At 41.6% G+C, this 22,707-nt stretch carries 29 protein-coding genes; 6 read left to right on the plus strand and 23 right to left on the minus strand.

The window, feature by feature from the left end:
* Positions 1–138: 138 nt before the first annotated feature.
* A complete protein-coding gene (locus SPK40_RS17010) occupies positions 139–1,758 on the plus strand; it encodes a methyl-accepting chemotaxis protein (protein WP_330961296.1) in 1,620 nt (539 codons plus the stop codon).
* Positions 1,759–1,854: 96 nt separating this feature from the next.
* Here the strand turns inward: SPK40_RS17010 and SPK40_RS17015 are convergent, their stop codons facing one another.
* The 4 genes from SPK40_RS17015 to SPK40_RS17030 form a co-directional block, all read right to left on the minus strand.
* Positions 1,855–2,277 carry a hypothetical protein gene (locus SPK40_RS17015; protein ID WP_330961297.1) on the minus strand — a complete coding sequence of 141 codons (423 nt, stop codon included), beginning with the start codon at positions 2,275–2,277 and terminating at the stop codon, positions 1,855–1,857.
* A gap of 471 nt (positions 2,278–2,748) precedes the next feature.
* The gene (locus tag SPK40_RS17020; RefSeq protein ID WP_330961298.1) at positions 2,749–3,408 is read right to left on the minus strand and encodes a hypothetical protein; all 660 of its coding nucleotides are present in this window, start codon (positions 3,406–3,408) and stop codon (positions 2,749–2,751) included.
* A gap of 171 nt (positions 3,409–3,579) precedes the next feature.
* Complete coding sequence (locus tag SPK40_RS17025; RefSeq protein WP_248143084.1) at positions 3,580–4,059, minus strand: DoxX family protein; 480 nt, start codon at positions 4,057–4,059, stop codon at positions 3,580–3,582.
* A 289-nt stretch (positions 4,060–4,348) separates the two neighbouring features.
* A complete protein-coding gene (locus tag SPK40_RS17030; RefSeq protein ID WP_330961299.1) occupies positions 4,349–5,344 on the minus strand; it encodes an AraC family transcriptional regulator in 996 nt (331 codons plus the stop codon).
* Between the two features lie 338 nt (positions 5,345–5,682).
* On the opposite strand from SPK40_RS17030, the gene SPK40_RS17035 reads away from it, so the two are divergent.
* The 5 genes from SPK40_RS17035 to SPK40_RS17055 all read left to right on the plus strand — a co-directional run bounded on the left by SPK40_RS17035 (position 5,683) and on the right by SPK40_RS17055 (position 9,668).
* Positions 5,683–6,039 (plus strand): VOC family protein, encoded by a 357-nt coding sequence (locus SPK40_RS17035; RefSeq protein WP_330961300.1) that lies wholly within the window; start codon positions 5,683–5,685, stop codon positions 6,037–6,039.
* Positions 6,040–6,620: 581 nt separating this feature from the next.
* The gene (locus SPK40_RS17040; RefSeq protein WP_330961301.1) at positions 6,621–7,613 is read left to right on the plus strand and encodes a hypothetical protein; all 993 of its coding nucleotides are present in this window, start codon (positions 6,621–6,623) and stop codon (positions 7,611–7,613) included.
* A 297-nt stretch (positions 7,614–7,910) separates the two neighbouring features.
* Positions 7,911–8,570, plus strand: a complete 660-nt coding sequence (locus SPK40_RS17045; RefSeq protein ID WP_330961302.1) for a hypothetical protein — start codon at positions 7,911–7,913, stop codon at positions 8,568–8,570.
* 475 nt (positions 8,571–9,045) lie between these two features.
* The gene (locus SPK40_RS17050) at positions 9,046–9,264 is read left to right on the plus strand and encodes a hypothetical protein (protein WP_330961303.1); all 219 of its coding nucleotides are present in this window, start codon (positions 9,046–9,048) and stop codon (positions 9,262–9,264) included.
* Positions 9,261–9,668 carry a hypothetical protein gene (locus SPK40_RS17055; RefSeq protein WP_330961304.1) on the plus strand — a complete coding sequence of 136 codons (408 nt, stop codon included), beginning with the start codon at positions 9,261–9,263 and terminating at the stop codon, positions 9,666–9,668. Before SPK40_RS17050 ends, SPK40_RS17055 begins: the two co-directional genes overlap by 4 nt.
* Before the next feature lie 226 nt (positions 9,669–9,894).
* Here the strand turns inward: SPK40_RS17055 and SPK40_RS17060 are convergent, their stop codons facing one another.
* From SPK40_RS17060 to SPK40_RS17150, 19 genes are all read right to left on the minus strand, one after another.
* Complete coding sequence (locus tag SPK40_RS17060) at positions 9,895–10,335, minus strand: hypothetical protein (protein WP_330961305.1); 441 nt, start codon at positions 10,333–10,335, stop codon at positions 9,895–9,897.
* 206 nt (positions 10,336–10,541) lie between these two features.
* Entirely contained in the window at positions 10,542–10,754 is a 213-nt protein-coding gene (locus SPK40_RS17065) for a hypothetical protein (RefSeq protein WP_330961306.1), read from the minus strand.
* A gap of 259 nt (positions 10,755–11,013) precedes the next feature.
* Positions 11,014–11,370: a hypothetical protein gene (locus tag SPK40_RS17070; RefSeq protein ID WP_330961307.1), complete on the minus strand. Its 357-nt coding sequence runs from the start codon at positions 11,368–11,370 to the stop codon at positions 11,014–11,016.
* A gap of 592 nt (positions 11,371–11,962) precedes the next feature.
* Positions 11,963–12,211 (minus strand): hypothetical protein, encoded by a 249-nt coding sequence (locus SPK40_RS17075; RefSeq protein ID WP_330961308.1) that lies wholly within the window; start codon positions 12,209–12,211, stop codon positions 11,963–11,965.
* Positions 12,212–12,782: 571 nt separating this feature from the next.
* Positions 12,783–13,121, minus strand: a complete 339-nt coding sequence (locus tag SPK40_RS17080; RefSeq protein ID WP_330961309.1) for a hypothetical protein — start codon at positions 13,119–13,121, stop codon at positions 12,783–12,785.
* A 186-nt stretch (positions 13,122–13,307) separates the two neighbouring features.
* The gene (locus tag SPK40_RS17085; RefSeq protein ID WP_330961310.1) at positions 13,308–13,688 is read right to left on the minus strand and encodes a hypothetical protein; all 381 of its coding nucleotides are present in this window, start codon (positions 13,686–13,688) and stop codon (positions 13,308–13,310) included.
* A 39-nt stretch (positions 13,689–13,727) separates the two neighbouring features.
* Positions 13,728–14,291, minus strand: coding sequence for a hypothetical protein (locus SPK40_RS17090; RefSeq protein WP_330961311.1), 564 nt, complete (start codon positions 14,289–14,291; stop codon positions 13,728–13,730).
* Positions 14,292–14,444: 153 nt separating this feature from the next.
* The gene (locus SPK40_RS17095) at positions 14,445–14,744 is read right to left on the minus strand and encodes a hypothetical protein (protein ID WP_330961312.1); all 300 of its coding nucleotides are present in this window, start codon (positions 14,742–14,744) and stop codon (positions 14,445–14,447) included.
* A gap of 210 nt (positions 14,745–14,954) precedes the next feature.
* Positions 14,955–15,116: a hypothetical protein gene (locus SPK40_RS17100; protein WP_330961313.1), complete on the minus strand. Its 162-nt coding sequence runs from the start codon at positions 15,114–15,116 to the stop codon at positions 14,955–14,957.
* A 232-nt stretch (positions 15,117–15,348) separates the two neighbouring features.
* Complete coding sequence (locus tag SPK40_RS17105; protein WP_330961314.1) at positions 15,349–15,729, minus strand: hypothetical protein; 381 nt, start codon at positions 15,727–15,729, stop codon at positions 15,349–15,351.
* 617 nt (positions 15,730–16,346) lie between these two features.
* Positions 16,347–16,964, minus strand: a complete 618-nt coding sequence (locus tag SPK40_RS17110; protein WP_330961315.1) for a hypothetical protein — start codon at positions 16,962–16,964, stop codon at positions 16,347–16,349.
* A gap of 1,382 nt (positions 16,965–18,346) precedes the next feature.
* Positions 18,347–18,901 (minus strand): hypothetical protein, encoded by a 555-nt coding sequence (locus SPK40_RS17115; protein WP_330961316.1) that lies wholly within the window; start codon positions 18,899–18,901, stop codon positions 18,347–18,349.
* 202 nt (positions 18,902–19,103) lie between these two features.
* Complete coding sequence (locus SPK40_RS17120; protein WP_330961317.1) at positions 19,104–19,463, minus strand: hypothetical protein; 360 nt, start codon at positions 19,461–19,463, stop codon at positions 19,104–19,106.
* A 173-nt stretch (positions 19,464–19,636) separates the two neighbouring features.
* The gene (locus SPK40_RS17125) at positions 19,637–20,080 is read right to left on the minus strand and encodes an SMI1/KNR4 family protein (protein ID WP_330961318.1); all 444 of its coding nucleotides are present in this window, start codon (positions 20,078–20,080) and stop codon (positions 19,637–19,639) included.
* A gap of 4 nt (positions 20,081–20,084) precedes the next feature.
* Positions 20,085–20,891: an HNH/ENDO VII family nuclease gene (locus SPK40_RS17130; RefSeq protein WP_330961319.1), complete on the minus strand. Its 807-nt coding sequence runs from the start codon at positions 20,889–20,891 to the stop codon at positions 20,085–20,087.
* 148 nt (positions 20,892–21,039) lie between these two features.
* Positions 21,040–21,213 (minus strand): hypothetical protein, encoded by a 174-nt coding sequence (locus tag SPK40_RS17135; RefSeq protein ID WP_330961320.1) that lies wholly within the window; start codon positions 21,211–21,213, stop codon positions 21,040–21,042.
* A 152-nt stretch (positions 21,214–21,365) separates the two neighbouring features.
* Positions 21,366–21,716: a hypothetical protein gene (locus tag SPK40_RS17140; protein ID WP_330961321.1), complete on the minus strand. Its 351-nt coding sequence runs from the start codon at positions 21,714–21,716 to the stop codon at positions 21,366–21,368.
* Positions 21,713–22,495, minus strand: a complete 783-nt coding sequence (locus SPK40_RS17145) for a hypothetical protein (RefSeq protein ID WP_330961322.1) — start codon at positions 22,493–22,495, stop codon at positions 21,713–21,715. The genes SPK40_RS17140 and SPK40_RS17145 overlap by 4 nt, the downstream gene beginning before the upstream one ends.
* Positions 22,479–22,707, minus strand: a 229-nt coding sequence (locus SPK40_RS17150) for a DUF6862 domain-containing protein (RefSeq protein WP_330961323.1), incomplete at its 5' end; no start/stop codon positions are given. The genes SPK40_RS17145 and SPK40_RS17150, both read right to left, overlap by 17 nt.

Below are 22,707 nucleotides of genomic sequence, written 5' to 3' on the forward strand. Positions count from 1 at the left end.
TGACAACTGCTGAAATAACCAGCACGAGTGTGACATTCACTCGTAAATATGACGAAATGCAGTATAAAAAATATTAATGATGCCGATATCCATACACACTCAACACTTTATACTTCCACGGTATTATTCTGATTTCATATGAAACGAAAAATTTTCACAAAACTTCTTGTGGTCCCTTCGACACTGTGTGTGTTTATGTTTCTGATTTTCTGGAATCAAATGTCTGGTAATCAAAGCACGCTGCAGGCAATGAATTCGATCTATCTGGATCGCGTCATCCCATTACAACAATTAAAAACAATTTCAGATGCATTCGCGATAGAGGTCGTGGATGCATTCAACAAATGGAATATTGGTGGTTTAAATCAGAGCGGACTGGAAGCTTCCGTACTGAATGCAAAAGATAAAGTGGCAGACACCTGGACACAATATTCTTCGACAACGTTAACTGCTGAAGAAACAGTGATCGCAAATCAACTGTCCATGGAAATTCAGGTCATCAAAAAGGACCTGGTTACATTATTACAGGAAGCACGGAACAACCCTGAGACTGCCGATCAAATCGTTCAGAAAGTTTATGACTTGATTGACCCCATCTCGATGCATATTGATGGACTCATACAGATCCAGCTGTCCACCTCTCAGAAAATTTATCAGGCCAGCCAGAAACAATATGATTCAGATATTCAGCTCGCGATTTCCCTGCTTATTGTTGCCTGTATCCTGGGTTTTATGATTTCGTTCTGGATTATCCGCAAAGAACTCAGAGTACTGCCCGAGATTACCAGAGCCATTCAGAAGATGTCTGACGGCGATTTTACGCCCAATCAGATTGCCGCTGCCAATAACGAGCTGGATTTGATTACGGAGTCTCTGCACACGCTGCAGCGCAGCATTGTCACCATTATCCAGTCCTCGGAAAATATTCTGGGGCAGCTTGGAGCCAATCAGTCACAAATATCAGAAGTGATCCACGGTAACTCCGTAAACGCGCAGCGAGAACTCTCTGAAGTCGAGCAGGTTGCAGCTGCGGCCACAGAGCTTTCATCAACAGCCTCTGATGTCGCGCAAAATGCGCAACTGGCCGACAGTGCCACAGGAACTGCTATCAGCATCATCACGGACAGCACCAGCACGCTTCAGCGTTCGGATCATATTGCCGAGCGCGTGGGCAGCACCATCACGGAATCTGCCACGATCATCAATGACCTCAAACTCCATTCGGATAACATCAGTTCGGTCGTCGAGGTCATCAACAGCATTTCGGATCAAACCAACCTGCTGGCACTGAATGCAGCGATTGAGGCTGCCCGTGCCGGCGAACAGGGTCGCGGTTTTGCAGTGGTTGCCGAAGAAGTCCGGGCTCTGGCAGCAAAAACCCAGCAATCGACCATTCATATTCAACAGATTATCAGTCAGCTTCAGGAGCAATCGAAACGAGCCGACGATCATATGAAGTTAAATACAGAACTGGTGGCTGAATCTCAGACGAATACCCAGGCGCTGTCGCATGCTTTTCAGGCGATTTCAGAGCAAGTCTCTCAAATTTCAGATATCAACACGCTGGTTGCAACGGCATCAGAAGAGCAATCATCGGTCACGAAAGATATTTCACAACGGCTGGAAGCGATTAGCCAAATCGTGCAGCAGAATACCAGCAATGCAAATCAAACCATGCTGGCAAACGACGACATTTTAGCGCTGACACAAAATCTCAGGAAGGAAATGTCATTTTTTAAAATCGTTGAACAATCTTAAATTAAAAACAATAACCTGAATACAACCATAGTCAGATAAAGCCAGGATGAGCAATGTTCATCCTGGCTTTAAATAAACGTTCTGCCGATTCCCAGCTTAGCCCGATTGCTGCTCAAGCCACCGGGTGAATGAGCTGATCACGAGAACACAAGGCACAGTGATCAAAGGAACAATCAAGGGAAACAGCGCTGATATCAGCGACGCATAAGCACTTGTAATGAAGTCACCTGAATTGATCCCCAAGTGTTCACCACCCAGCACATGCGCGATGGCCAATAATGCCGCCGGAACAATATATGCCAACAAATAGAGATTGAAACCACTGCTCGTTGCCTGAATCCATCCAAATGCAGTCACGGTAAGACATATCAATGAAACCCACACCAGGAACTCATTTGAGCTGGTCGCAAGCTGCCATAGATCAAAGAACAAGGCTAAAACAGAGCATACAATCACAGATGCAGTATGCAGCTTTATCGGGAACAAGTCCCTGTTTAAGAAATTTAATATTTTTTTCATGGGGAACTTTCCTTATTATTATAATATTAAGTCAAAATCAGATATATCCATCTGATGAATCACTTAAAGTTAAATTATGAATCCAGAATTGAATTCTTTTTACATCTTATAAGAACACCCGAGAAAAGATCAAGCGATAATTATTAAAAAACATAAATTAAAAACATGATAATAACAAATTAAAATAGCATTCACTAATATCAATCCGAGAATAAAACAAATCAAACCACTGATATAAAAAATAAATTTATTTGATTGAAATCGCCTGATTTTTTTAAAAATTAAGAGTCCTTGATGTGATTAAAGTACTCAAATTTTAAATGCTTTTTCGCCCCGGCATCAGTAAGTCAAAAGCCAGCCATACCTGCCGGGCGACTGGCTTCATACCATCAGACATTATCTGAAGTGCTCATTTTATGCTTTGTTCGTGCCCAGACAGCGATGAAGATCGAGTACCATGTTTCATTCCTTTCATCCGATATTCGATGCTTCAATGCTGTACTTCACGATCAGTTTACTCTTTTTCACTTTGGCCGTAGCCAACACCTTGCCATTCACTTCACTGAGTGATTTCAGATGTGTTCCGCCACATGGCCAGGGAGATAACTCACCGAAACCGACCCAACGGAATCCTTTTTCATCGGTATAGATCTTGGAAGTCAGGCCCTGAGCAATCAGATCAGACAGTGTCTTTTCAATTTCAGCCGCTTCCAATTCAGAGCAATTTGATTCCGGCATGAATTCAATCCGGCATTCTTCCGGCCAGTGATGGGCCTTCACGGGTTTCCATCCGTACTGCTGACCGATATTCCCGATGACATGACCCACACTATGAAGCGCCGCATGATGCTGACGGACGGCCTGATTCACACGCATCATGACAGTCCCGGGCGGCAACGGCACATCCAGCCAATGCAAAATCACCCCATCGACCTCTTTCACTTGCAGCACAGTCGCCTTCACACCCGGCTCATTTTCCAGCTCCCCCAAGTCACTGGGCTGCCCGCCCCCCTGTGGGTGAAACAAAGTGGCATCCAGCTCTGCAATGTATCCTGTTTCATCTGCGTCACACCGAATTATTTGTGCTGTTCCTGTCAGCTCTGATGTCGTCATATACAAACGTTTCGTCATTGATAACTCCTTTATCACCAACTGATTGAAAACACAGTTTAATACCAAATCTAACGCACTTGAATCAGCCACAAATTAAAAACTCTTTTGCCTGCAATGCACAAGCCAGCAAGAATTTTCGCTTCAGCAAAGATTCGATCTGAAGACACAAGGAAAGAAAAACTCTGGTTTTCAAATTGAATCAGTCATTGATTGATACGACGGGCGTTTCACACAGAAATAGTACGCCCAGCCAATCAGGATCAGTTGAAGCGGCGCACGAATCAGCAAGTACCCGGGACCCCACTGATGTCCGCCGAGTCCAACGCTATGCCAGGCGGCATAAATATTGGCAGAGAAAAAGCAAATCAGAGTGGCAATAGCGACCTGACCCGCAACCTGCCGATAAGCAGACAGGAAGATCCCGATGGCAATGACCACTTCAAACATCCCGGTGAGATAAATAATGTCATACCGCAAAGGCAGCCAGGGCGGTAACATCTCAACCATCCCTTCAGTCGCGACAAAATGTCCGAGCGCAAAGAACAAAAAAGCCAGACCCAGACCATAGCTCGCAAAACGGTCACGCGCTTCAGCCCCCCGCTTTCCGGCGAAGTAAGACAAAAGTAACGGACTGCAAAGCAGGATTAAAATCACCAATGGTGTCGTCATAGTCAGATTTCCTCCGAAATTCAATGGAAAAAATTGGGGGAACGGGCATCCGTGCCACCACAATTCAGGAAGAAGGAAACAACGTTTATCCATGCCTCAAAGCGCCAACACGGACAGACAACGAACCCGCTAACAGATTCATGCTGATCACTGGTTTATGGTTCCAATCAATCATGTGTTTCCTCCTTTCCAGCCACTTTAAGGCAACCGAAAAAGAGGAGAAAGACAGGCGGGCTGTATACGGACTGAGTATCGATGCATCTGGACGATCTATCGATTTTTCCTGACTTCAGGGAGAAACGCTGAAATCACGCTGACGGTTCTGGGCGTTCATTCGATATTGTTTTGGCGTGGTGCGGTGAAATTCTTTGAAGTTCCGGATCAGAACATCACTGGATTGAAAGCCACATTCAAACGCAATTTCCTGAACAGACTGAGTGGTTTCTGCCAGCTTTTGGGCTGCAATAAAGCAACGCCACTGACGGATATACTGCAGGGGGGTGCTCCCTGTCAGGCGTTTAAACCGTTCGGCAAAGGCCGATCGGGATAAGGCCGATATTGCCGCCAGCTCTTCCAGCCGCCAGTCCCGGCGGTAGTCTTGCTGAATTGCCAGTACTGCCGGAGAGAGGTACCTGTCATTGATTGCCCGGAGCCAGCCCGGATGAATATCCAGATGCGGCAGACCACGGATCATCTCCAGCAGCATCAGCTCGAGCAGATGCTTCAGGGCAAGCTGGTGACCTGACTGACGTTGCAGGTTTTCCTGATAGATCCACGCCATATAGCGGCTCATTCGCTCGCTGTGATGAATATCAATAACCATAACCCTAGGCAGACGGACCGCCGTCGCATCCATCCCCCAATGCTGAATCATGGAAAACGTAATCGCCCCACACATCAACTCACAGGAGGCACCAGTACCACCGATCACTCCAAAGCTGACATTATCAGCTCTATTGCCATCGAACACCTCAGAGACTGACTGGCACTCGACACCCGCTTCACTCATCACCCGGTAAGCATCCCCATAGGGAAGCAGCACCATCTGGCCTTCCTGCAAAGTGAGGGCAGGTTCTCCTTCAATTTCAACCCTGCAACGCCCGGCGAGCAGATAACAGAAACTGCCCCGCTCGCGTTGTGAATCCGCAATTCCCCAGGGTTCATTTAGTTGTATCTGAGTAAAAACGTCTACGCGCGGTGCCAGTTTGTGAATAAATTGGCTGAGTGAATCGGAATATTGCATCACATCCTGTGCTCGCTGAATCAGTTCAAGTATCTGAATCATAAACACTCAGTCTGTTGAAAGAAAGTTAGCGGCCTTCCAAAACACTGCAACGCTGGGACAACCAATACTCGTGAAACCTGTCAGAACTTGTTCCAAAACACAGATATGAAATCCAAAACATACCAAGACGTGAAACAGGTGCCTTCTGTGAATATCATGGCTGTTACACAAGGTATCTATCCTTCAGTAAGACAATGTTTAGGGCGGTAGCATGCTTGTGCCGTGCAACGTGTAAACTGAGCCGTGCTGACTGAACCAACGGGTCGCACTGGACACGTCCCGTTTTCAATGTGAATGTACTGTTGTTGACTAAAAAGTTTGGCAAAGAAAGGTGATCGATGAAAGTTTCCCTATCAAGCGTCATTATCTATGCAAAAGATGTCGAAAAGACTGCTGATTTCTATACAAAACACTTTGACCTGATCGCCTCTCGGGAAGATCGCTTGATCTCACTGAAAACATCGGAGGGTAAAGAAGTCATTTTAATCCATCAGGCGGGTTCTGCCGTTAAATTAGGGCAGGCATGTATCAAACTTGTTTTTTCTGTCTCCGATGTTGAAGCATTTAAACAGAAGGCACTAGAAAATGGTTTGAAGTTTGGTGCAACACATCAGGGGAATGGGTACTTATTTGCGAACGTGAAAGACCCGGACAAAAATAATGTCTGTATCTCAAGCAGAGCATTTTCTCAATAAAACGCTCAAACTGAGATCACAACTCTTTTTTGTGCTTCGTTTCACTCAATCGAAGCTGAATGAAATATCCCGCCATTACGAGCGCTGAATTTAGTGTTTAAGCTATTGGATGGAAACTGGACACATCGCAGATCTACTTTACGGAAAAGATCTTCTTTAGCTTTTCGACAACTGGAATTTTCATTGAATTCAACATGAAGGATGTATGTTTCATCATCAGGCGAAAATCTCGAGCGACTTTCTGCTATGCCATGTCCCTGATTGATGTGCTCACAAAAACATCAATCAAAGGTCAAAACAACGACACTTACTGACGAATTTCTATGCTGGTTATTCTATACAAGTCATCAATTTGTTCGCCGGACTGGCAGCCAGCAAACTGCATGTTCAAAAAACTCGTCGACAAATCAAGCTGAATGGTTCAGACATACAAAATAAGCGCTTACCAAGACATATTTTAAAAATTTAAATTTATGACCTGCCACCATTCTCATTACCAAAGATTACACTTGTAAGAAACATAACGAACAGATAGATTATGCACCTGGATTAATATTAATTTTATACGGGACTTCAATACTATGACGCGAAATCGTGTTGTCAGTGGTATCTTGTTGGCTTTGTTTCCAACTGTTGCCTTTGCAACGCCAAGCAATCAATTTGAGTTTTCAAATACTCTGCATGGAACAGTTTGCTCAGAATACCCAAACGTTTGGTTACTTGGCGGTGAATTAAAAGTTGATGCACCTATAAGTATCAACGGTTCTCTGGTTACTCGCGAAGGTACTGATACCTCCAACACTTCTCTGAAAGCTTTACTCGGTGCTGACAACAACACCAAGCAACACTTTATGAAACAAGCTATTAGCTGTATTCAGAGCGAAGATCCAATTGCTTTGATTCGTACTGTAGCGTCTCTGTATGAAAAACAGTTTACCAGCTTAAGTAGTACAGATATCCCTGCTCCCATTCCTGAACCAGAATTACCTGAAGCACCAAACGTGATAAAAGATCAGTTCGAAACCCAACAGCAATTTGAAGCTAGAATCGAGCTCATCCATCAGGAACACCAGCAGGCCATCGCTGCAACACAGCAAAAATATCGCCAGCAAGTTGAAGCTCGAAATCAGGCAATTCGAGCAATGCAACATCAAATCGAGCAACACAAAAGCAGCCTGGAAGATAACAAAACTCAAATTTTTGCGAGCGCATTCCGAGATGTGATGGGCAAACCGATTGTCACAGCGAAAAGCTACGACGCAGAAAAACAGCAGCTGCACGTGCTATTCAAAGCTTCAAATCAAAACTATCAACGAGACTTAGTGCTAAATATTCCACTAGAACAGGCTCGTGAAGTGTACGAAAATGCGGACAAGTTAGACTTGGCACTTTTCTACGCATATGACCAGAAACAATTAGAGCTAGTTAATATTACAGCTCAATATAACAAGAGTCAGTTCACTGGAGATATTGCGAATAGTCAATACAAACCAGAAATACTGAGTGTTGAATCGAATAATAAAGCCTCGGCAGTTTTGCATGAACAGGACACGCCTTACTCCATAGAACAATAAAACGAAAAACTGCCATCATGTTCAATGACTGCTTTCAATGTGCCAACGGTATATCAGTAATCAAAGGTACTGTCGTGGTTAGACTTGCATTCAAAAAAGTCACTGTCTGTTTACCGGCGATCTGATGAAATCGATGATCGAAAGCAATCACACATCGATACCTTTGAGCAAGCATTTGATTACAGGGTTAAACCTGCAACTTTGTAACAGGCATGATAAACATCAACAAGATAACACCTAACCAGACTATTTCTCTTGAAATCTAAATAAATTTAAATTTGATTAAGGTCTATATCCATGTTTAAGAAAACACTACTCGCAACTTCTGCTGCTCTATTTTCAGCTATTACTATCGCAGCAGACGTAGACAACACCAACTTAGATATTGCGTTCCAAGGGGCACACATCCAAGGTGCGGGGAATCAAATCACAATGCTCCGTGTCCCTGTAACAAACAAAGATACTGGTGAAACTCATTTCTTTGATATGAGTGCAGAGTTTTCAGCGGATAGTAAAGGTAATCTAATCTTTAAAAATATGAGCTCAATCAAGTCAGTTGCATTTGCCAGCGCGAATCAACTCGTTGCTGGGCACTATTTAGATACAGAGCAATGCAGCTGGTTTGTTGAAGGTCCATCTGTTACTGGAAATGGTCGATTGAGCTGGAGTTTCTTTAAACCAACTGACAATAAAGGATGTAGCAATTTCGCTAAACAAAGAAGTGGACAAGTGCTCAGTGGCCCACTCAAAGGTAATCAACTTGCTATAACTCAAAAAGACCGTTATGAAGCTCTTATGAAAAATTCTGAAAGTAACTTCAATTATGGATCGTATAGTGAAGATCGCATACTTGCCGCGGTTCAAAATGGCAACAGTATCTCTCTGTCTACATACAACAATGATGGTCTGGAATCTAGCTGGACAATCATTAAGGCTCCTTATCCTGGTAAAAAATAAAGACTACTTCAAAATATAATTACTTTTATTTCACTCATTCATCGCGTTTGCTTCCCCGTCATTGCATGGGGAAGTGAACCAGAAACTCCGTTATATGTCCTAATTTATCCAATACGCGATACTAGTCATAAAAGGTTCTTCAGCCTTTCATCCTGATGATGGCAATGAGCATGTTTATCAAAGCTAAAAGAATTTTGGAACGCATCATTGTTTTATAGATCAATATTTTGCCTTGATGCTCCCCTCCATAGATACTGAAACAGTGACTGGCAAATCTAAACCATCAACAGATGCAGACATGGTGGTCAACCGAATTGACCTCATCAAACAGAGCAATGCACGCGAAGTTTGATGATGAAGATTCTATGTTATTTGCTTGGTTCCTTTTATCCAAAGCAGATTTGAGATCTAAAATGAAAAAATTTTTACTTTTCTTTTATATATTATTTATTTCAAACGCTTTGCGAATGAAACATTGAAAAATGCGAAAACTCTTACCGATTTAGTCCCCATTGGTTATGTTGTGGTGAACCAAGTTCAAGGGGATTTGAATAAAGATAATCAAGATGAATTTGTTTTAATCATAAAAGGGACAGATAGCCATAAGATTATTCATCATGAATACCGTGGTGAATTAGATCGGAACCGACGTGGTATTATTATTGCCAATAAAAAAATGAACGATACGAGGTGATGTTGGAAAATCTGGATTGTTTTTCTTCTGAAAATGAAGACGGCGGTGTTTATTTCCCTCCAGAACTGAATATCAATATCAGCAAAGGCAATCTATATTTTCATTATATGCATGGTAGATATGGTCATTGGACGTACACATTTCGCTTTAAAAACGCTGATTTTGAGCTGATTGGTTTCGATAAGAGTGAAAATCGTGGACCAGTCGTTGAACGAGTTGTCAGTGTGAATTTTATGACAAGAAAAATGTTGGTGAAGGAAAACCTGAATAGCCATGTGGAAGCTGAAAACGAAGTTTTTAAAGAAACCTGGAAAAATTTTTCTCTTGCGAAACGAATTAAACTGAGTGAAGTCGATGATTTTGAAAATTTGTATATTGAAGAGTTACTCAAGGTAAGCGATTGAAGGTAAAATACCGGCTTTGAAGATTCTCAATATATTCATCAGAGTTCACCCGCAGTTCGCTGGGAGTCTCGGTATTACCAACAACCCAAACATCCCCCCTACTGCTGGAGAAGAAGAAAGTGAGCTGAGCTCAAGTGCTTTTGATAGAGATTGGCGGTCTGGTGAACGCCGTGAGGAGCAATAAATCAGCTAAATCAATGTCAGACTAGGTTTACCATAAATGGTCTTAGTCTTGATTATACTTTTCAACACACTTTCTCCAATCCTCTTCAGGAATATAGTACTTCTTGGCTTCTTCTAAAGTTAATTCACTAACCCGTTTCATTAATAAACCCGGCCAAGAATCATCTTGAGGAACATAACAAAAATTCACTTTTATCTTTCCAGGTTCAGTTAAAGTCACTTTAAAATGGTTCCACGATTCTTTTTCAAATAGTGGTAATTTTTGTAACTTGCAAGCTAACTCATAAATACATTCACATACTTCATATGGATAGTTATCAAAATCGAAACGCCCAACAGTTAAATCTTCCTCTATCCACTCAGGGCATAACTCATAAGTATCAGGGTAAATCTTACCAGACAAATACATTTCCTTTTTACTTCCAGGCATAATTGACCACAGTGCCTTCCCAATTTCTTGATATATTTGTTGATCTTCAGTCATCTACTTATCTGTTGGAGTTTTTTAACTTTTATCGGTTGAATAACGTCATCAATTAAGTAATTGTCATCGAAACCATCTATTTCCCCTATTCCTCCGAAAGCTCTGGGGAGGGTAAAAATATGACAGAAACTCTAACGACGTTTACTACTTGTTCTTCAAATGTCTGTTCTGGAAAATCCTATATATCCTTATATTCTGAATTCCAACTAAACTGAAATATCATTTTCATCCATAATTTTCTTGATTTTATTTGTGAACTCATCAATTTCAGATGCATTAAAATTTGTATAAGTAGATAATGATTCAATTGGAACATTCATTAGCAGACCATAGCCTGAAGCTAAAAGATAGCGTAACTCAGATTCTGAAAACTCAACCATGACTTTTTTTTCTTCACTTGGCAATTTAATCGAACGCATTAATACCTCCCATTAGGGGCTGAATCATAACCAGGTAAACTTTTATAACTATTTAAACCACTTGGGACCTATCGCTCCAAAAACTTATCCCAATCTATTCCATCTGGACCATCATCTGGCCGAAATGTTATTACTTCACTAGTAGGGTTTTTGATCACAACAGTTTTAGCCAAATTATCCAAGAAAAAACTTTACCATTTAAAGCATAACGAACTTGTGTACTTGGATTAGAAACAATATGCACAACAAATTCTTGATGTTATTTCTTTGTTGTTATATCCAAATTGTCAAACTCATTCCTTTCAACAAGATGCTTTTGGTAGGCATGTCCACTAACCACTTCCTCTACTATCAGAGAATTACTCAAGCATTTAGCATCTCCAACTGCTTCTTCCAACAGCCTACCATCATCACCCCCATTATCACCATCCTGACCATCAACATCTTGCTTCGCCAACACACTTTCTGGCTCAGATTCAGATGTTGGTTCAGAAGACTTATACAGCTTCTCAGCAACCTCACCTTCCTGACTGCTTGAGTGAGGACTCTCCGGTGTTTCAGAATGCTGTAGCTCATGTGCCAGATCATGATTTTTTATCTGCGCCGCACGGCACATCAGTGCCCCAGTGTTTGATTCCCCAACGCTCCGTTTTGAACAGAAGATTCCCCGATGCCGAGCTTCTTGGTGAACTTCAGGGTTTTCAAAGAACCAAGTTCGAACTTTCCAGATGCGGCTGCCGCCCAGAGGCAAATCACAGCGAAGAATGCAGTTGCCTGCTCTTCAGAGAGATTCAAATCTTTAGCGTATTGCTTCCTCGCCAGCTTTTCTGAATCATTGAGTCAGTCATACCGCCATAACCAACTATGTCTTTCAAAACCACTGTCTCAGCAATCGGATAACAGTTCTCCTGCCGAACATATTGCTCCTTGTCATTCGACAAACGGAAATCCATTGTGACGCTTTGCCTGTCGTGCTCAAAACGGCTCTAATTTTGTGCAATCAGCTCACTACCCAGGGTGCCGTTTTGGTCTTCCAGCCAACCAAACTCGACCTTCTCTACATTGCCGTAGTTGAAGCTCAGGTAATTCTTGGGTCGTTTCTACACTCACCTCAGCATATTGCTCGCGGTTGTCATCTTAGGTTTCACCTTCCCCCGGATGACTGCGTTGAGTATCAATGTGGTGCTGGGTTTCATGACCAAAAGTGTTCACCACATCTTCAAGGAAGGTAAGTTCGCGATCGTCGATATAAAACGTACAGTTGGCATAGCCGCCATTTCATTTTTCACCATCAAGGTTTTAAGCACAACTGGCAAGGCTTCATTCTGCGGATCCGTTACCAATTGCTTGGTAGCCGTGAAGAATTTTTGTTTGTTATCCTGATGTGCAAAGAAATTCTCAATACCAATAGCTGCATCACCCAGCAGGCCAAAACTTTCTTTCTGCGCTGTATCCACGACAGCATCAACAAAGATGCCATTCCGCTTCACCCCATCCTAATCTCTTAACCCCTATCTTTCGTCAGCAGCCAATGGTTGAGGGGGATATCAACGTTGCCTTGCTGACGATCGACGTCGAACAGTTCCTAGCTGGTGCTACTGGAGTCGCGGTTCAGGCGGTGAGGTCGCTGTCGTCTACAATGCTGATCTCACCTTGTCCCAGCGTTGCGAGCGTCTTGTCTTTGCTGTAAGACGAGGTGTTTTTGTACTGAAGAGTGGTGGTGTTTATAGTCCAATCGATGTTACCTGACAGACCCACGCTGAACGTCAGATCACCAGACATCTCCTGACGGTGTCGGTGTTGTTCAAAACGCTAAAAAGTCAGGCTACCAGTAGTCAGGGCCAGATTGCCGAAATCGTTGCCATTTTCGTCGCTAGTGGCGACCAATGCGCCGATAATATTGATGTAAAAGTCGTAAGCAGGGTTTAAATATTTGAGGAATGTGTGAGAGGTTTAGCGGTCAGATGACCGCCACGAAATTGCCTGCCCGTGTAATCTAGTTCTTGTAAACTTTTTATAAGTGGGTTATTAGTCAGGATACTCGAATTTAGTTGTCACTGCGCCATCTTCGTTGATAAACAAAGTAAATGCATTCCAATCTCCCCCAGTATGCGCTTTCATCTTTGCATGAAGCTGGGGGACTAAATCTATAACCGAAAATGCTAACGAATGCTTCAAAGCAGCCGAAACACTCTCGCCATTTCTTGTATAATAGAAAGTTTCTCCGACGCTCTCACTGCCATCCACATAACCATGATCGAATTCGAAGCGGCATTTAGCCGAAGTAAAATCCTTTGGACAGCTTTCCTTCACGATTTTAAACAACTGGCCGATAAGCTGCCTTTGTTCTTCAACGATATTATCCACGTTTTCCACCTGACACATTTCTAAAGTTTTTGACCTTAATTTCGCCATTAATACTGTACTCAACCCGAAGACTATCTGGCCTGGGTTGATTGGGTCGGCCCAGTTGAGCATCCACATCCCGGATAGGGTTAATCAATATGTGGTTCTGTCATCTATGCAAACGTAGAACTATAAACACCTCATTTATTATTCAGTTAAAAATTCAACATCTATTCGATTTGCCTTTAATCGAATAAATTCACCATCCAAATAGAAAAAGTCTGAAAGTAAAACTTCATCTTCAAATGAAATCAGGGAACATATAGTTCCTCCTTCAAGTTTTCCTGTAATCCAATATGAAAAGCTATTATCAATTCTCTCTAAGCTCGATCTTATCTCATGTGATTCTTCAACAAGATAGTCATCAAATATCATTAACTCAAATGAAACTGGATACTCTTTTCCTTCTTGTAATTGGTAAGGACAAATACCTATAAAACAAGTTATCTCAAAGCCGTTTAAACTTAATGTAACTTCCTCTTCAACAGCATCATCTATCGTTTTAACTAAAGCATTATATTTATTCATCACGCGGCCAGATAGATCGTTTTTCAGCAGGATTGCTGTTTAATGTTTTCCAGAAATCATTTTCGCTCTTAGTATGAAGGGTTGTAATTTCCCCTTTCTATTATTACCCATTAGCTGAACATCGCCTGTTCTAGTTTCCGCCTTATAGGGATACTGAACTTTTGTGCAATGCTTCTTTATATCTTGGGCAATCGACAAATATTCATCAGCAGAATTAGCACCAAATTCAGCTCCATGCATTTCAAAGTGTCCTGCTTGCTTAGATTTATCAGCAAAGTTAGCTGCACTCTTTGAAACAACACCCTCACCCGGCATCCTACCATCATCACTTCCTGCATCACTACCCGGACCTTCCTTCTTCGGCAGCGTACTCTCAACTTTCGACGTTGATGGCTTCACATGCGGCGCAACTGTATCCCCATCTGTCTTCCCCGAATGTGGTAGCTCAAGGGATTCTGAAGATACTTTATCCGTTAAAGCCAGTTGACTTTGTGATGGCAAATCGTCAAAGCACGCATCCACATAATGGAGGTGCTCATGCGCTTTACTCAGTAGTTTCTGCGCTTCCGCTACTTTGCCAACTTTAAATGCGTCGGCGGCCATCTTCACCAATATTGACCACCGGTGTTCCCGACGACTTTGATATCTACCGTACCGCCAGAAGTTAAAGCCGTGGGCTAAGGTTAGAAGTTTGTAAGGTTTTAGGGGGATGGCGGTCAGATGAGCGCCGCTAAGAGCACGCCCTTGGGTGCTTGATTAGGGCATTCTCATTAAAACCGAACGAAGTATGATTTCACCTTCCTCATAATTTTTTAAAATATCCAAGGGATTATAATTTGACAGAGCGGGTACAGGCAAAACAAGCCAACGTCTAGTATGTTCTATTGGCCCAACCTTAGAAAGAATAACTTTTGCTATATCTTCTGGGATAGTAAGATCTAATAGGTCATTCGGGTTGACACATGCTGAACGCAGGCCACTTACAAATACATTCCATGCATTTTCACCTAGATAAGCATTGTAAAGAACTTTTAAATCTTCAGGGAGTTTATTCATTCTTTAGTACCACTAAATTTGAACCTTCAGGATTTCGAGCTGACGGTGGCAATATGCCTTCATATCCATGCTATTTTGCCCATATACCAATTGCTTGTATTTATGAGTAATCATGCACGTTTGTTAAATCAGCTATTGTCACAACTAGTTTATCCCTAACTCGACTATCCGTGAAAGCCAAAACATTATCTAAATTCATGTCTTTGGAGATCACAACCCGATGATGATGACACCTACGTTGTCTTTCTGGCAATCGACGCCGATGGTTCTGCTACTCGTGTCACGGTTCAGGGTGATAATGCCACAGTCATCCGCAATGCAGATCTCGCTCAACCCCAGCATTGTGAGCGTCTTGTCTTTGCTGTAAGACACGGTGTTTTTGTATTGCTGGCTGCTACTGTTGTTGTCGAATCAATTCCCCTCCTTTCACGCCTGCGCTGGACGTATTCACCTTTCTACTGATGTCGAGACAACAGCAAAGGTTGCTCATCGATATGATGAGCCCATCGACTTAAATTTGAAGGCACGACTTATTTATGAACAGGTCTTTGAATTTTATACATCTAAAATTGCGTCTGGTTGACAAGCAACATTTAACCTAAGTTTATTTTTTCTTAGACTTTGATTCTTTAAGAGCTTCACACAACCAAACATCAAAATCGAGAAGTTCATATGACCGTTTTTTATTACCTAAGTCGATAACGATAACCCGGGGGTTTCCTGTCGTATCGTTCCCATCAAAAAAAGCTACATCATCATTAAATTGCGCAAATGGAATCAAGTTACGATCACCGATATTGAACCAGTCTTTATACGCCGATCGTAACTCCCAAGCCAGTTTACTCCCTTCCGTATTAGCATCCTCAAACCACCAGACGAACCCATTTGGTAAATTATTGTGCGCTGATATGTTCAGATATTTATCCGGATATTCAAATCCAACTGGTAATAGATTGGCATTGTATGGAGAAAATTTATCTTGCATAAATGTTACCTCGTAATCTCTGGTTCATAATTTGATCCATTTGGATACAACTCTTTGAGAATCTGATGATCCAAGTAACCTGTATACTCGGATTCAGAGTTAAACTAACCATTATTAAAATTCATAGCGAATGCCAGCAAACAGTACATCATTGAAGATCAGAATAAATACGGTTATCATAGATCTTAATTTTTCTCACCAAATCATAATCATCATTTCGATTCAATCCATAAAATCTCTAAATAGAAGAACCTTCAGCGTGATTCATAAAGCGAAAACAATCTTGTAGTGGATATCTTCCCCCACTACAAGATAAAAAAACAAAATAATCTTCAGGTAGAAGAGAATCAATAATTTCACTCATCACTTCACCATTCATTGTAAACTTTGATAACCAATACTGCCACATGTCTAGTGTATTTAACGACATCTTATGAATAATACGGAATGAAATGAACTCATCCTTATACCTAGTAATAAATGTGGGTAGAATCTAGTCGCAAAAATGCTGCAATAGTGATTTGTTCTTTATATAACTGTTAACTTTGTTAGATTGTCGAAAAGTGTGCTACAAGTAAATATGAGTATAATTTCTTCATTCTCACTTGAGAATCTGCTTAGTTGAAGTCCTGTGATATTAATAGTTCCGTTCCAGTAAGAGCATAGTCACCATGTAATTCCCAGAGTTTGAAAAAATTAGAAAAATCTATTGTTGTGCCCGTTAAAGGAGCACAAAGATACCATTTTATAGGAAATAAAGTCGTCATCCCATAAAATGCCTCAAAAATCGCATAATAATGCAGTTCTCTGGAAATCATAACTGAATTCACGTAGTCATTAGCATTTTCAATAAGGCCAATATTCCAAGTATCACTTTGTGCAGCTCTTACCATTGAATAATCTGAAATAAATCTTTTCGGTACACTCTTTGCCACATCAACTAACGCCTCATCGCCAAGTAACAGAGATGCTTTTAATCTTTCCGATAAATCTCGGGCCGCTAGTTCCAGGCACTGTACTGGATCACGATTATCTAAACATCCAAGATTATGCATCACAGCCTGAACGTTCCTGACTCGATCAATCAACTCAGAAGCACAAGGAAAATACTTAAAAATCTCTTCAATCTCTCTATCACTGATGACATCATGAAACATCGTTAAAAAATACGAAGGTTCTAAAATCAGATTCCCTTCACAAAAATTGCACCACTTATTCAAAGTATCATATTCCATACCATTACCCTCCAGAGCTCGGAAAATCCGGCAGAAGCAAAAGATCGATACTCCAAGGATCTCTAAGAGGTTGAACTCTGGAATTAAATTCATTTAATGAATTACTATTATCAATCATGTCTCTGAGTTCTTTTTGAAATTGCTCTGAACCTTTTCCACCATGGCTACCAGATTTTCCCATGTAGAGATGTACCAAATTTAATCTCTTTCGTCTGAATCTGAAATATTTTCAAATTAATTATTTTACCAAAAATTATAGTCATATTTACATCTAAAATTTCAATGCTACCTGTATGACTTTCCTATATTTAATCTCTTTCCAACCAAGAAAACATCATAAGTAAAACTAACAACTTATTTAATCAAAAATATTTAATAAGTAAAATCCACACATTTACAAAACAAAAACCCCAACTAAACTGAACTATCATTTTAGTCCAAAATTTTTTGCATTTAAGGGAAGCGCATTAATTTCATCAGCATTAAAGTTTATATAATTGGATAATGATTTCTTCGGGATATTCAAAAACAATCCATAACCTGAAGCCAAAAGATAGCGCAACTCAGATTCTGAAAGAACAATAATGACTTTATTCTTCACTTGAACATCTAATCGGACACATGAACCCCTCTAATACTAACTAAATCATAATTAGGTTGATTATAAAAACCTATCAATCTGTTTTGAGCCTACCTTCTCAAAATCATCTCTACGTATTCCAATTGTCCATGATTGCTCCTATAAACTATTTCATGATTTTCCCATTCCCCCGAAACATCTCAACCAGTTTCTATTCCCTTAACAGCAAGAACGTACGCTAAATATTCTTTAAATATGCTAAGACTTTTATATTAACCAGTCTCATTTATTGCTTCCATCTCTGAAAATCTGATTAGAGAGCCAATATTCATAATCAGACAGAGATATTAAATTAAATGTATCAACACCTTGAAACCAACCATATTCAGAAAAATCCCCAATATCCCAAGCATCTTGTTCTATTGCATATAGAACACAAATTTCCAAAGGAATGACAGTTTATATGATTAGATATAAAGCATCCATTTGTGATGAATTAATGTCGATTTTACGAACAAAAAAATCAACATACGAAGATTTCTTAGTTAAAATCCCTTCTATCTCAGATAAATTGTCTTCATCGAATCTCTCATCACTCCACAGCTTATCCAGTTCTATCTCCGTTGAGTCAATTGTCAACCTCCGAATAGTTCCAAGTTGGATGAATGGTTTAGATCATACCAATATCCAAATCATGTATAAATTTCACTATCACCTCTTGTAGAACCTCAAAAATCGATCTGAAATATTTACTGAACTTTTATAAAGTAGCTGGATTTCTCAGCCCCTCTTCCCCAAAAAATTACTTCCCAAGCTCACTCAATTCTTCAATGATTAGTTTGGAAATCATCTGAATATCTCTCGGCTCATCTTCTGCTCCCCATTGGAAGGAAGCTATTTCTAGCGATACTGCGGCATCTTCAAAATAAGCATATTTTGTTGTGTATCCAGACTCCTGGAAGCTAGCCAATCGTTTGCCATTCCGTTGTACAACAACTTCGTGGGATACAGCAGGTTTGTTCAACGCCTTGCCACCATAGTTAAAGTTTCTTTGGTACTGAATACTGATACTTGCTTGAATTACATCTTTATCGTTATTATTTGACAACACACCTTGCTTATTCATTTCTTCTAGTAATGCAGCATAAAACTCTTCTTTCAACTTAGACTCAGAAGCAAAAGTTGTGTCTCCAGGAATCGCTCCATGACCTAAAGTTAATTTTAGGTTTACATCGTTCAGCTGGTATTTCGTTATCCCCTTTTCAATTGATGTCGACTCTTCATAGTACTGATATGGTGAACTGGAACACCCAGCTAGTATTGCCACAATACCGACAGCTAGAGATTTTTTAAACATGATTATTCTCACTTATGTATATCTATTCAAACATTTTCATTCGAAAACCATTTAATCAATGAGGACAGTTTGATGGAAAAATTAATCAAACTGCCATAAAAATTCACCAAAACGAAGCGACATCACGCTTGTAATGATATCTTTCTACTTCATCATCTACAGTAATTTACGGCTCTAAAAATGTTGTCTCAAATATATTCCGTCAGCTGTCAAGGGTGACATCCACATTACCTTGCTGGCGGTCGACGTCGAACAGATCCCGGTTGGTGTTCTGGGTGTCGCGGTTCAGGGCGGTGAGATCGCTGTCGTCTGCAATGCTGATCTCACCCTGCCCCAGGGTCGCGAGCGTCTTGTCTTTGCTGTAAGACGAGGTGTTTTTGTACTGCAGAGTGGTGGTGTTTTTAGTCCAATTGATACTACCTGACAGACCCACGCTGGACGTGAGCCCCCCGGACATGTCCTGACGGTAGTCGGTATTGTTCAGATCGCGGAATGTCAGGCTGCCGGTAGTCAGAGCCAGATTGCCGAGGTCGTTGCCGTTTTCATCGACGGTGGCGATCACCGCACCGGTGATATCGGTGTTTCCAGTGACGTTGATATCCGCCGTGCCGCCGGAGGTTAAGGTTGTGAGCTAGCAATAGGTATTTTTTAAGCTGTGTCTCACTTTATCTTCAGATATCTTTTAATTCTAGATCCTAAACTTTTTCCCTTACTTATTTAGAAAAACTGACTTATTTATTCGGCCTCTTCCTCATCTAGCAAATACTCGAAAAACGCGCTGTAACTATTCCAGGTATCAGGTTCGTTCATAAAACATTTGGAATTGATGTGTTTTACTTCCACTGCATCGCACCATAAAACTGCAGGTTCGCCGATGGTTTTCATAATGATTATGCTTTCGGCTGGTTCAGCTAAAACCACATACTCTCTATCTAAGCCTATAGCCTCACGAATCCTTAAAGTTTCCTGAACAATATTAGTTGCTTCACCTTTCGTAGAAATTGCATGATGACTTACACCACCGAGCAAACCACCCGGATAGAAACTACTAATTTTTTTAAAATCATCAGGCAATTTAACACCTAGTGCCGACTCGATATCATATAAATCCTGTGTTTCGCATGGCTCTTCACCGAATTCAGAAACGTATCGATTCTTAATAGTGTTAATGTCAGCCATATTATTATTTTCCTTCTTCATTCACACGCCATTTCCAATATTCACGAGTATCCACATCAAATTGCTTGCGATCAGGTTGTAATGATGGGTGCGGTTTACTTTTTCCAAACTGGCTATGCAAAATATCCTGACCTGGTTTTCCTTCACCATGATATCGAGTACTTGCTTCTACCAAGGGTCCTGGTGACTTTTGACCGAAATGGTGAAGTGTCGCAAAGTTACCATCTAGCAGCTGTGGTGCTAATCCATTCTTCGCAGCCTCACCATTAGTTTTTCCAATGAATCGCTTATCCCCCGTAGTTCGAACGTGATTCCAATCTATATCGTTACGTTGGAACACTTTGTATGTCAGCAGAGTTCCTTTTAGTCGAGTTGCGTTCCACTCAATTGGATCTTTAGTAAAGAACTCCGCATTGCGATTATAGTCAACAACACCCTCACCCTGCATCCTACCATCGGTTTGCGCTCCTACACCATCCTGACCATCAACATCCTGCTTCGCCAGCACACTTTCCGGCTCAGCTTCAAATGTGGGTTCAGATGGTTTCTGCTGCTTCTCCGTAGCCTCTTGACTACTTGAGTGAGGACGCTCCGGCGCTTCAGAATGCTGAGATTGATGTGCCAGATCTTGATTTTTCTTATCTGTACTGCCCGGCACATCATTGTGCCCCGGCGTTTGATTCCCCAACGCTCCGTTTTGAGTATGCGCTTCCCCGATGCCGTGCTTCTTGTTGAACTTCAGGTTTTTCAATGAACCAAGTTCGAACTTCCCAGACGCGACTGCCGATTCGAGACCCTGGGTTGCTAACAATGTGGCTGCCTGTGCCTCTGACAGATTCAAATTTTATGCAATGACCTGCACTTGCTGATTCATCGCCAACGTTTCTGAATCGTTCAGTCGGTCAGCAGCCCCATAACCAAACTGGTCTTTGATGACAACGGTTTCTGCAACCGGATAACTATTTCCCCCCCCCCCCCCCGAACATATCCTGACGGTAATCGGTGTTGTTCAGATCGCGGAAAATCAGGCTGCCGGTGGTCAGGGCCAGATGGCCAAGGTCGTTGCCGTCTTCATCGACGGTGACGTCGGTGTTTCTGGCGACGTTGATGTCCGCCGTACCGCCAGAGGTCAAGGTTGTGGGCTGAGGTTAGGTGTTTTTGAGGCATGTGGGGGGCGGTCAAAAAGCCGCCACTGAAGTGCCTGTCCTTGCAACTTCTATTGATAGAACTTGAAATGATAGGTTAATTTTTACTTTTGTAACTTTATCAACTCTTTCATATTTTCTTATGATCCAATAATTTCTCCATTCGGACCAATCCAAACAATCGCAGGAATTTCATAAAAATACACATTTAAGTCAGGATCATTTTCTGATTTTGCTGACTCTGGCCATAGACTTGTGAGATAAAAAATAATATCGTCAGTTTCAGCATCCCACCGAGTTCCTAGTGGATCTTCCGGACTACAAAAAAAGATCTTTCCTTCATTCATCCAAATCTTCAATAACGAAAAAAAAACCTCTTTCTGTTCATCAAATGACAATTCTGGGTTATTACCAGAAATAGCACTAAATAATCCTGACACCCACAAACCAAATGCATCTTCGAATATTTTATCTGTGTTTTTAACTATCATGGAAACTCCTTTAAAAACTTTATTTCAGGGTTATACGATGTGCCAGCCGCAGCTTTTGGAATATCAATAGTCCAAGCAGGGCCTGTTTTACTAGCAGAGAATGAAAAATCCCTCAAATTAAAATTCCCTTCAGGTGTCTTAATTGTATATAAATTTCCCTTTTTAGGTATCACCCTTGGTTGTGGTAAGGATGACATCCCTATTATTTCCAAAAAATAATTCATTACATCTGAATCTGACGCATCAGAAAAAATTCTTGCATTACCTGTATTGGGGATAGGTATTAATGATTTATCACCTATCTGAATGCCGGTTCGTATATGATCGTAGTCAAATAACTCATTTAATTCCAAACGACGGTCAATAATCGGAACATTCTTGGTAAGATTCCCTTCTTCCTGCATCCTACCATCATCACCCCCAATATCACTACCTTGAGCATCATTCTTCGCCAGCGTACTCTCAGCTTCCGGTGTTGATGGCTTTTCATGAGGCGCAACAGCATCCCCATCCTGCTTACCCGAGTGTGGCAGTTCAGGGGGATGTGACGATCCTTTATCCGTTAAAGCCAGTTGATTCGATGAGGGCAAATCATCAAAATCCGCATCGACATGCTGGAGGTGCTCCTGCGCTTTACCCAGTAATGCTTTGGCTTCTTCGACCCGACCGGCGCTGAACGCTTCTTTGGCTTTCTTCAGCAGATCACCGGCTACCGGTATCAGTCCAAGGCCCGCGACCAGATAGTCAATGCCGCTTTCCGCGTCAACAAAACCCTTCACATCCCCGGCACCCGGGGCTGTTCATGTCCTGACAAGCGGCTTGCAGCTCGGCATCCCGAATGTGATCCAGCTGATTGGTTTGGTTCACTTGCTGGCAGGCCGCAGAGCCTGCGCCCTGTTGGTTACACCGGGACAGCTGAGATAATTTCTCTTGTACTTCCTGCTTGTTCAGGTAGTAATCGATATTGCCTGTCGGCAGCGTGGCTTCATCC

Source organism: Photobacterium sp. 53610 (assembly GCF_036409375.1).
In the GTDB taxonomy this organism is placed as follows: Bacteria; Pseudomonadota; Gammaproteobacteria; order Enterobacterales; family Vibrionaceae; genus Photobacterium.

What these genes read in the sequence shown, in the direction of transcription:
- SPK40_RS17015 (WP_330961297.1), bottom strand. Translation starts at nt 2,277, where the DNA reads ATGAAAAAAATATTAAATTTCTTAAACAGGGACTTGTTCCCGATAAAG.
- SPK40_RS17035 (WP_330961300.1), top strand. Translation starts at nt 5,683, where the DNA reads ATGAAAGTTTCCCTATCAAGCGTCATTATCTATGCAAAAGATGTCGAA.
- SPK40_RS17020 (WP_330961298.1), bottom strand. Translation starts at nt 3,408, where the DNA reads ATGACGAAACGTTTGTATATGACGACATCAGAGCTGACAGGAACAGCA.
- SPK40_RS17140 (WP_330961321.1), bottom strand. Translation starts at nt 21,716, where the DNA reads ATGATAGTTAAAAACACAGATAAAATATTCGAAGATGCATTTGGTTTG.
- SPK40_RS17065 (WP_330961306.1), bottom strand. Translation starts at nt 10,754, where the DNA reads ATGCGTTCGATTAAATTGCCAAGTGAAGAAAAAAAAGTCATGGTTGAG.
- SPK40_RS17045 (WP_330961302.1), top strand. Translation starts at nt 7,911, where the DNA reads ATGTTTAAGAAAACACTACTCGCAACTTCTGCTGCTCTATTTTCAGCT.
- SPK40_RS17010 (WP_330961296.1), top strand. Translation starts at nt 139, where the DNA reads ATGAAACGAAAAATTTTCACAAAACTTCTTGTGGTCCCTTCGACACTG.
- SPK40_RS17125 (WP_330961318.1), bottom strand. Translation starts at nt 20,080, where the DNA reads ATGGCTGACATTAACACTATTAAGAATCGATACGTTTCTGAATTCGGT.
- SPK40_RS17090 (WP_330961311.1), bottom strand. Translation starts at nt 14,291, where the DNA reads ATGGCCGCCGACGCATTTAAAGTTGGCAAAGTAGCGGAAGCGCAGAAA.
- SPK40_RS17025 (WP_248143084.1), bottom strand. Translation starts at nt 4,059, where the DNA reads ATGACGACACCATTGGTGATTTTAATCCTGCTTTGCAGTCCGTTACTT.
- SPK40_RS17060 (WP_330961305.1), bottom strand. Translation starts at nt 10,335, where the DNA reads ATGACTGAAGATCAACAAATATATCAAGAAATTGGGAAGGCACTGTGG.
- SPK40_RS17105 (WP_330961314.1), bottom strand. Translation starts at nt 15,729, where the DNA reads ATGCAAGATAAATTTTCTCCATACAATGCCAATCTATTACCAGTTGGA.
- SPK40_RS17115 (WP_330961316.1), bottom strand. Translation starts at nt 18,901, where the DNA reads ATGTTTAAAAAATCTCTAGCTGTCGGTATTGTGGCAATACTAGCTGGG.
- SPK40_RS17110 (WP_330961315.1), bottom strand. Translation starts at nt 16,964, where the DNA reads ATGGAATATGATACTTTGAATAAGTGGTGCAATTTTTGTGAAGGGAAT.
- SPK40_RS17040 (WP_330961301.1), top strand. Translation starts at nt 6,621, where the DNA reads ATGACGCGAAATCGTGTTGTCAGTGGTATCTTGTTGGCTTTGTTTCCA.
- SPK40_RS17095 (WP_330961312.1), bottom strand. Translation starts at nt 14,744, where the DNA reads ATGAATAAACTCCCTGAAGATTTAAAAGTTCTTTACAATGCTTATCTA.
- SPK40_RS17030 (WP_330961299.1), bottom strand. Translation starts at nt 5,344, where the DNA reads ATGATTCAGATACTTGAACTGATTCAGCGAGCACAGGATGTGATGCAA.
- SPK40_RS17085 (WP_330961310.1), bottom strand. Translation starts at nt 13,688, where the DNA reads ATGAATAAATATAATGCTTTAGTTAAAACGATAGATGATGCTGTTGAA.
- SPK40_RS17070 (WP_330961307.1), bottom strand. Translation starts at nt 11,370, where the DNA reads ATGTGCCGTGCGGCGCAGATAAAAAATCATGATCTGGCACATGAGCTA.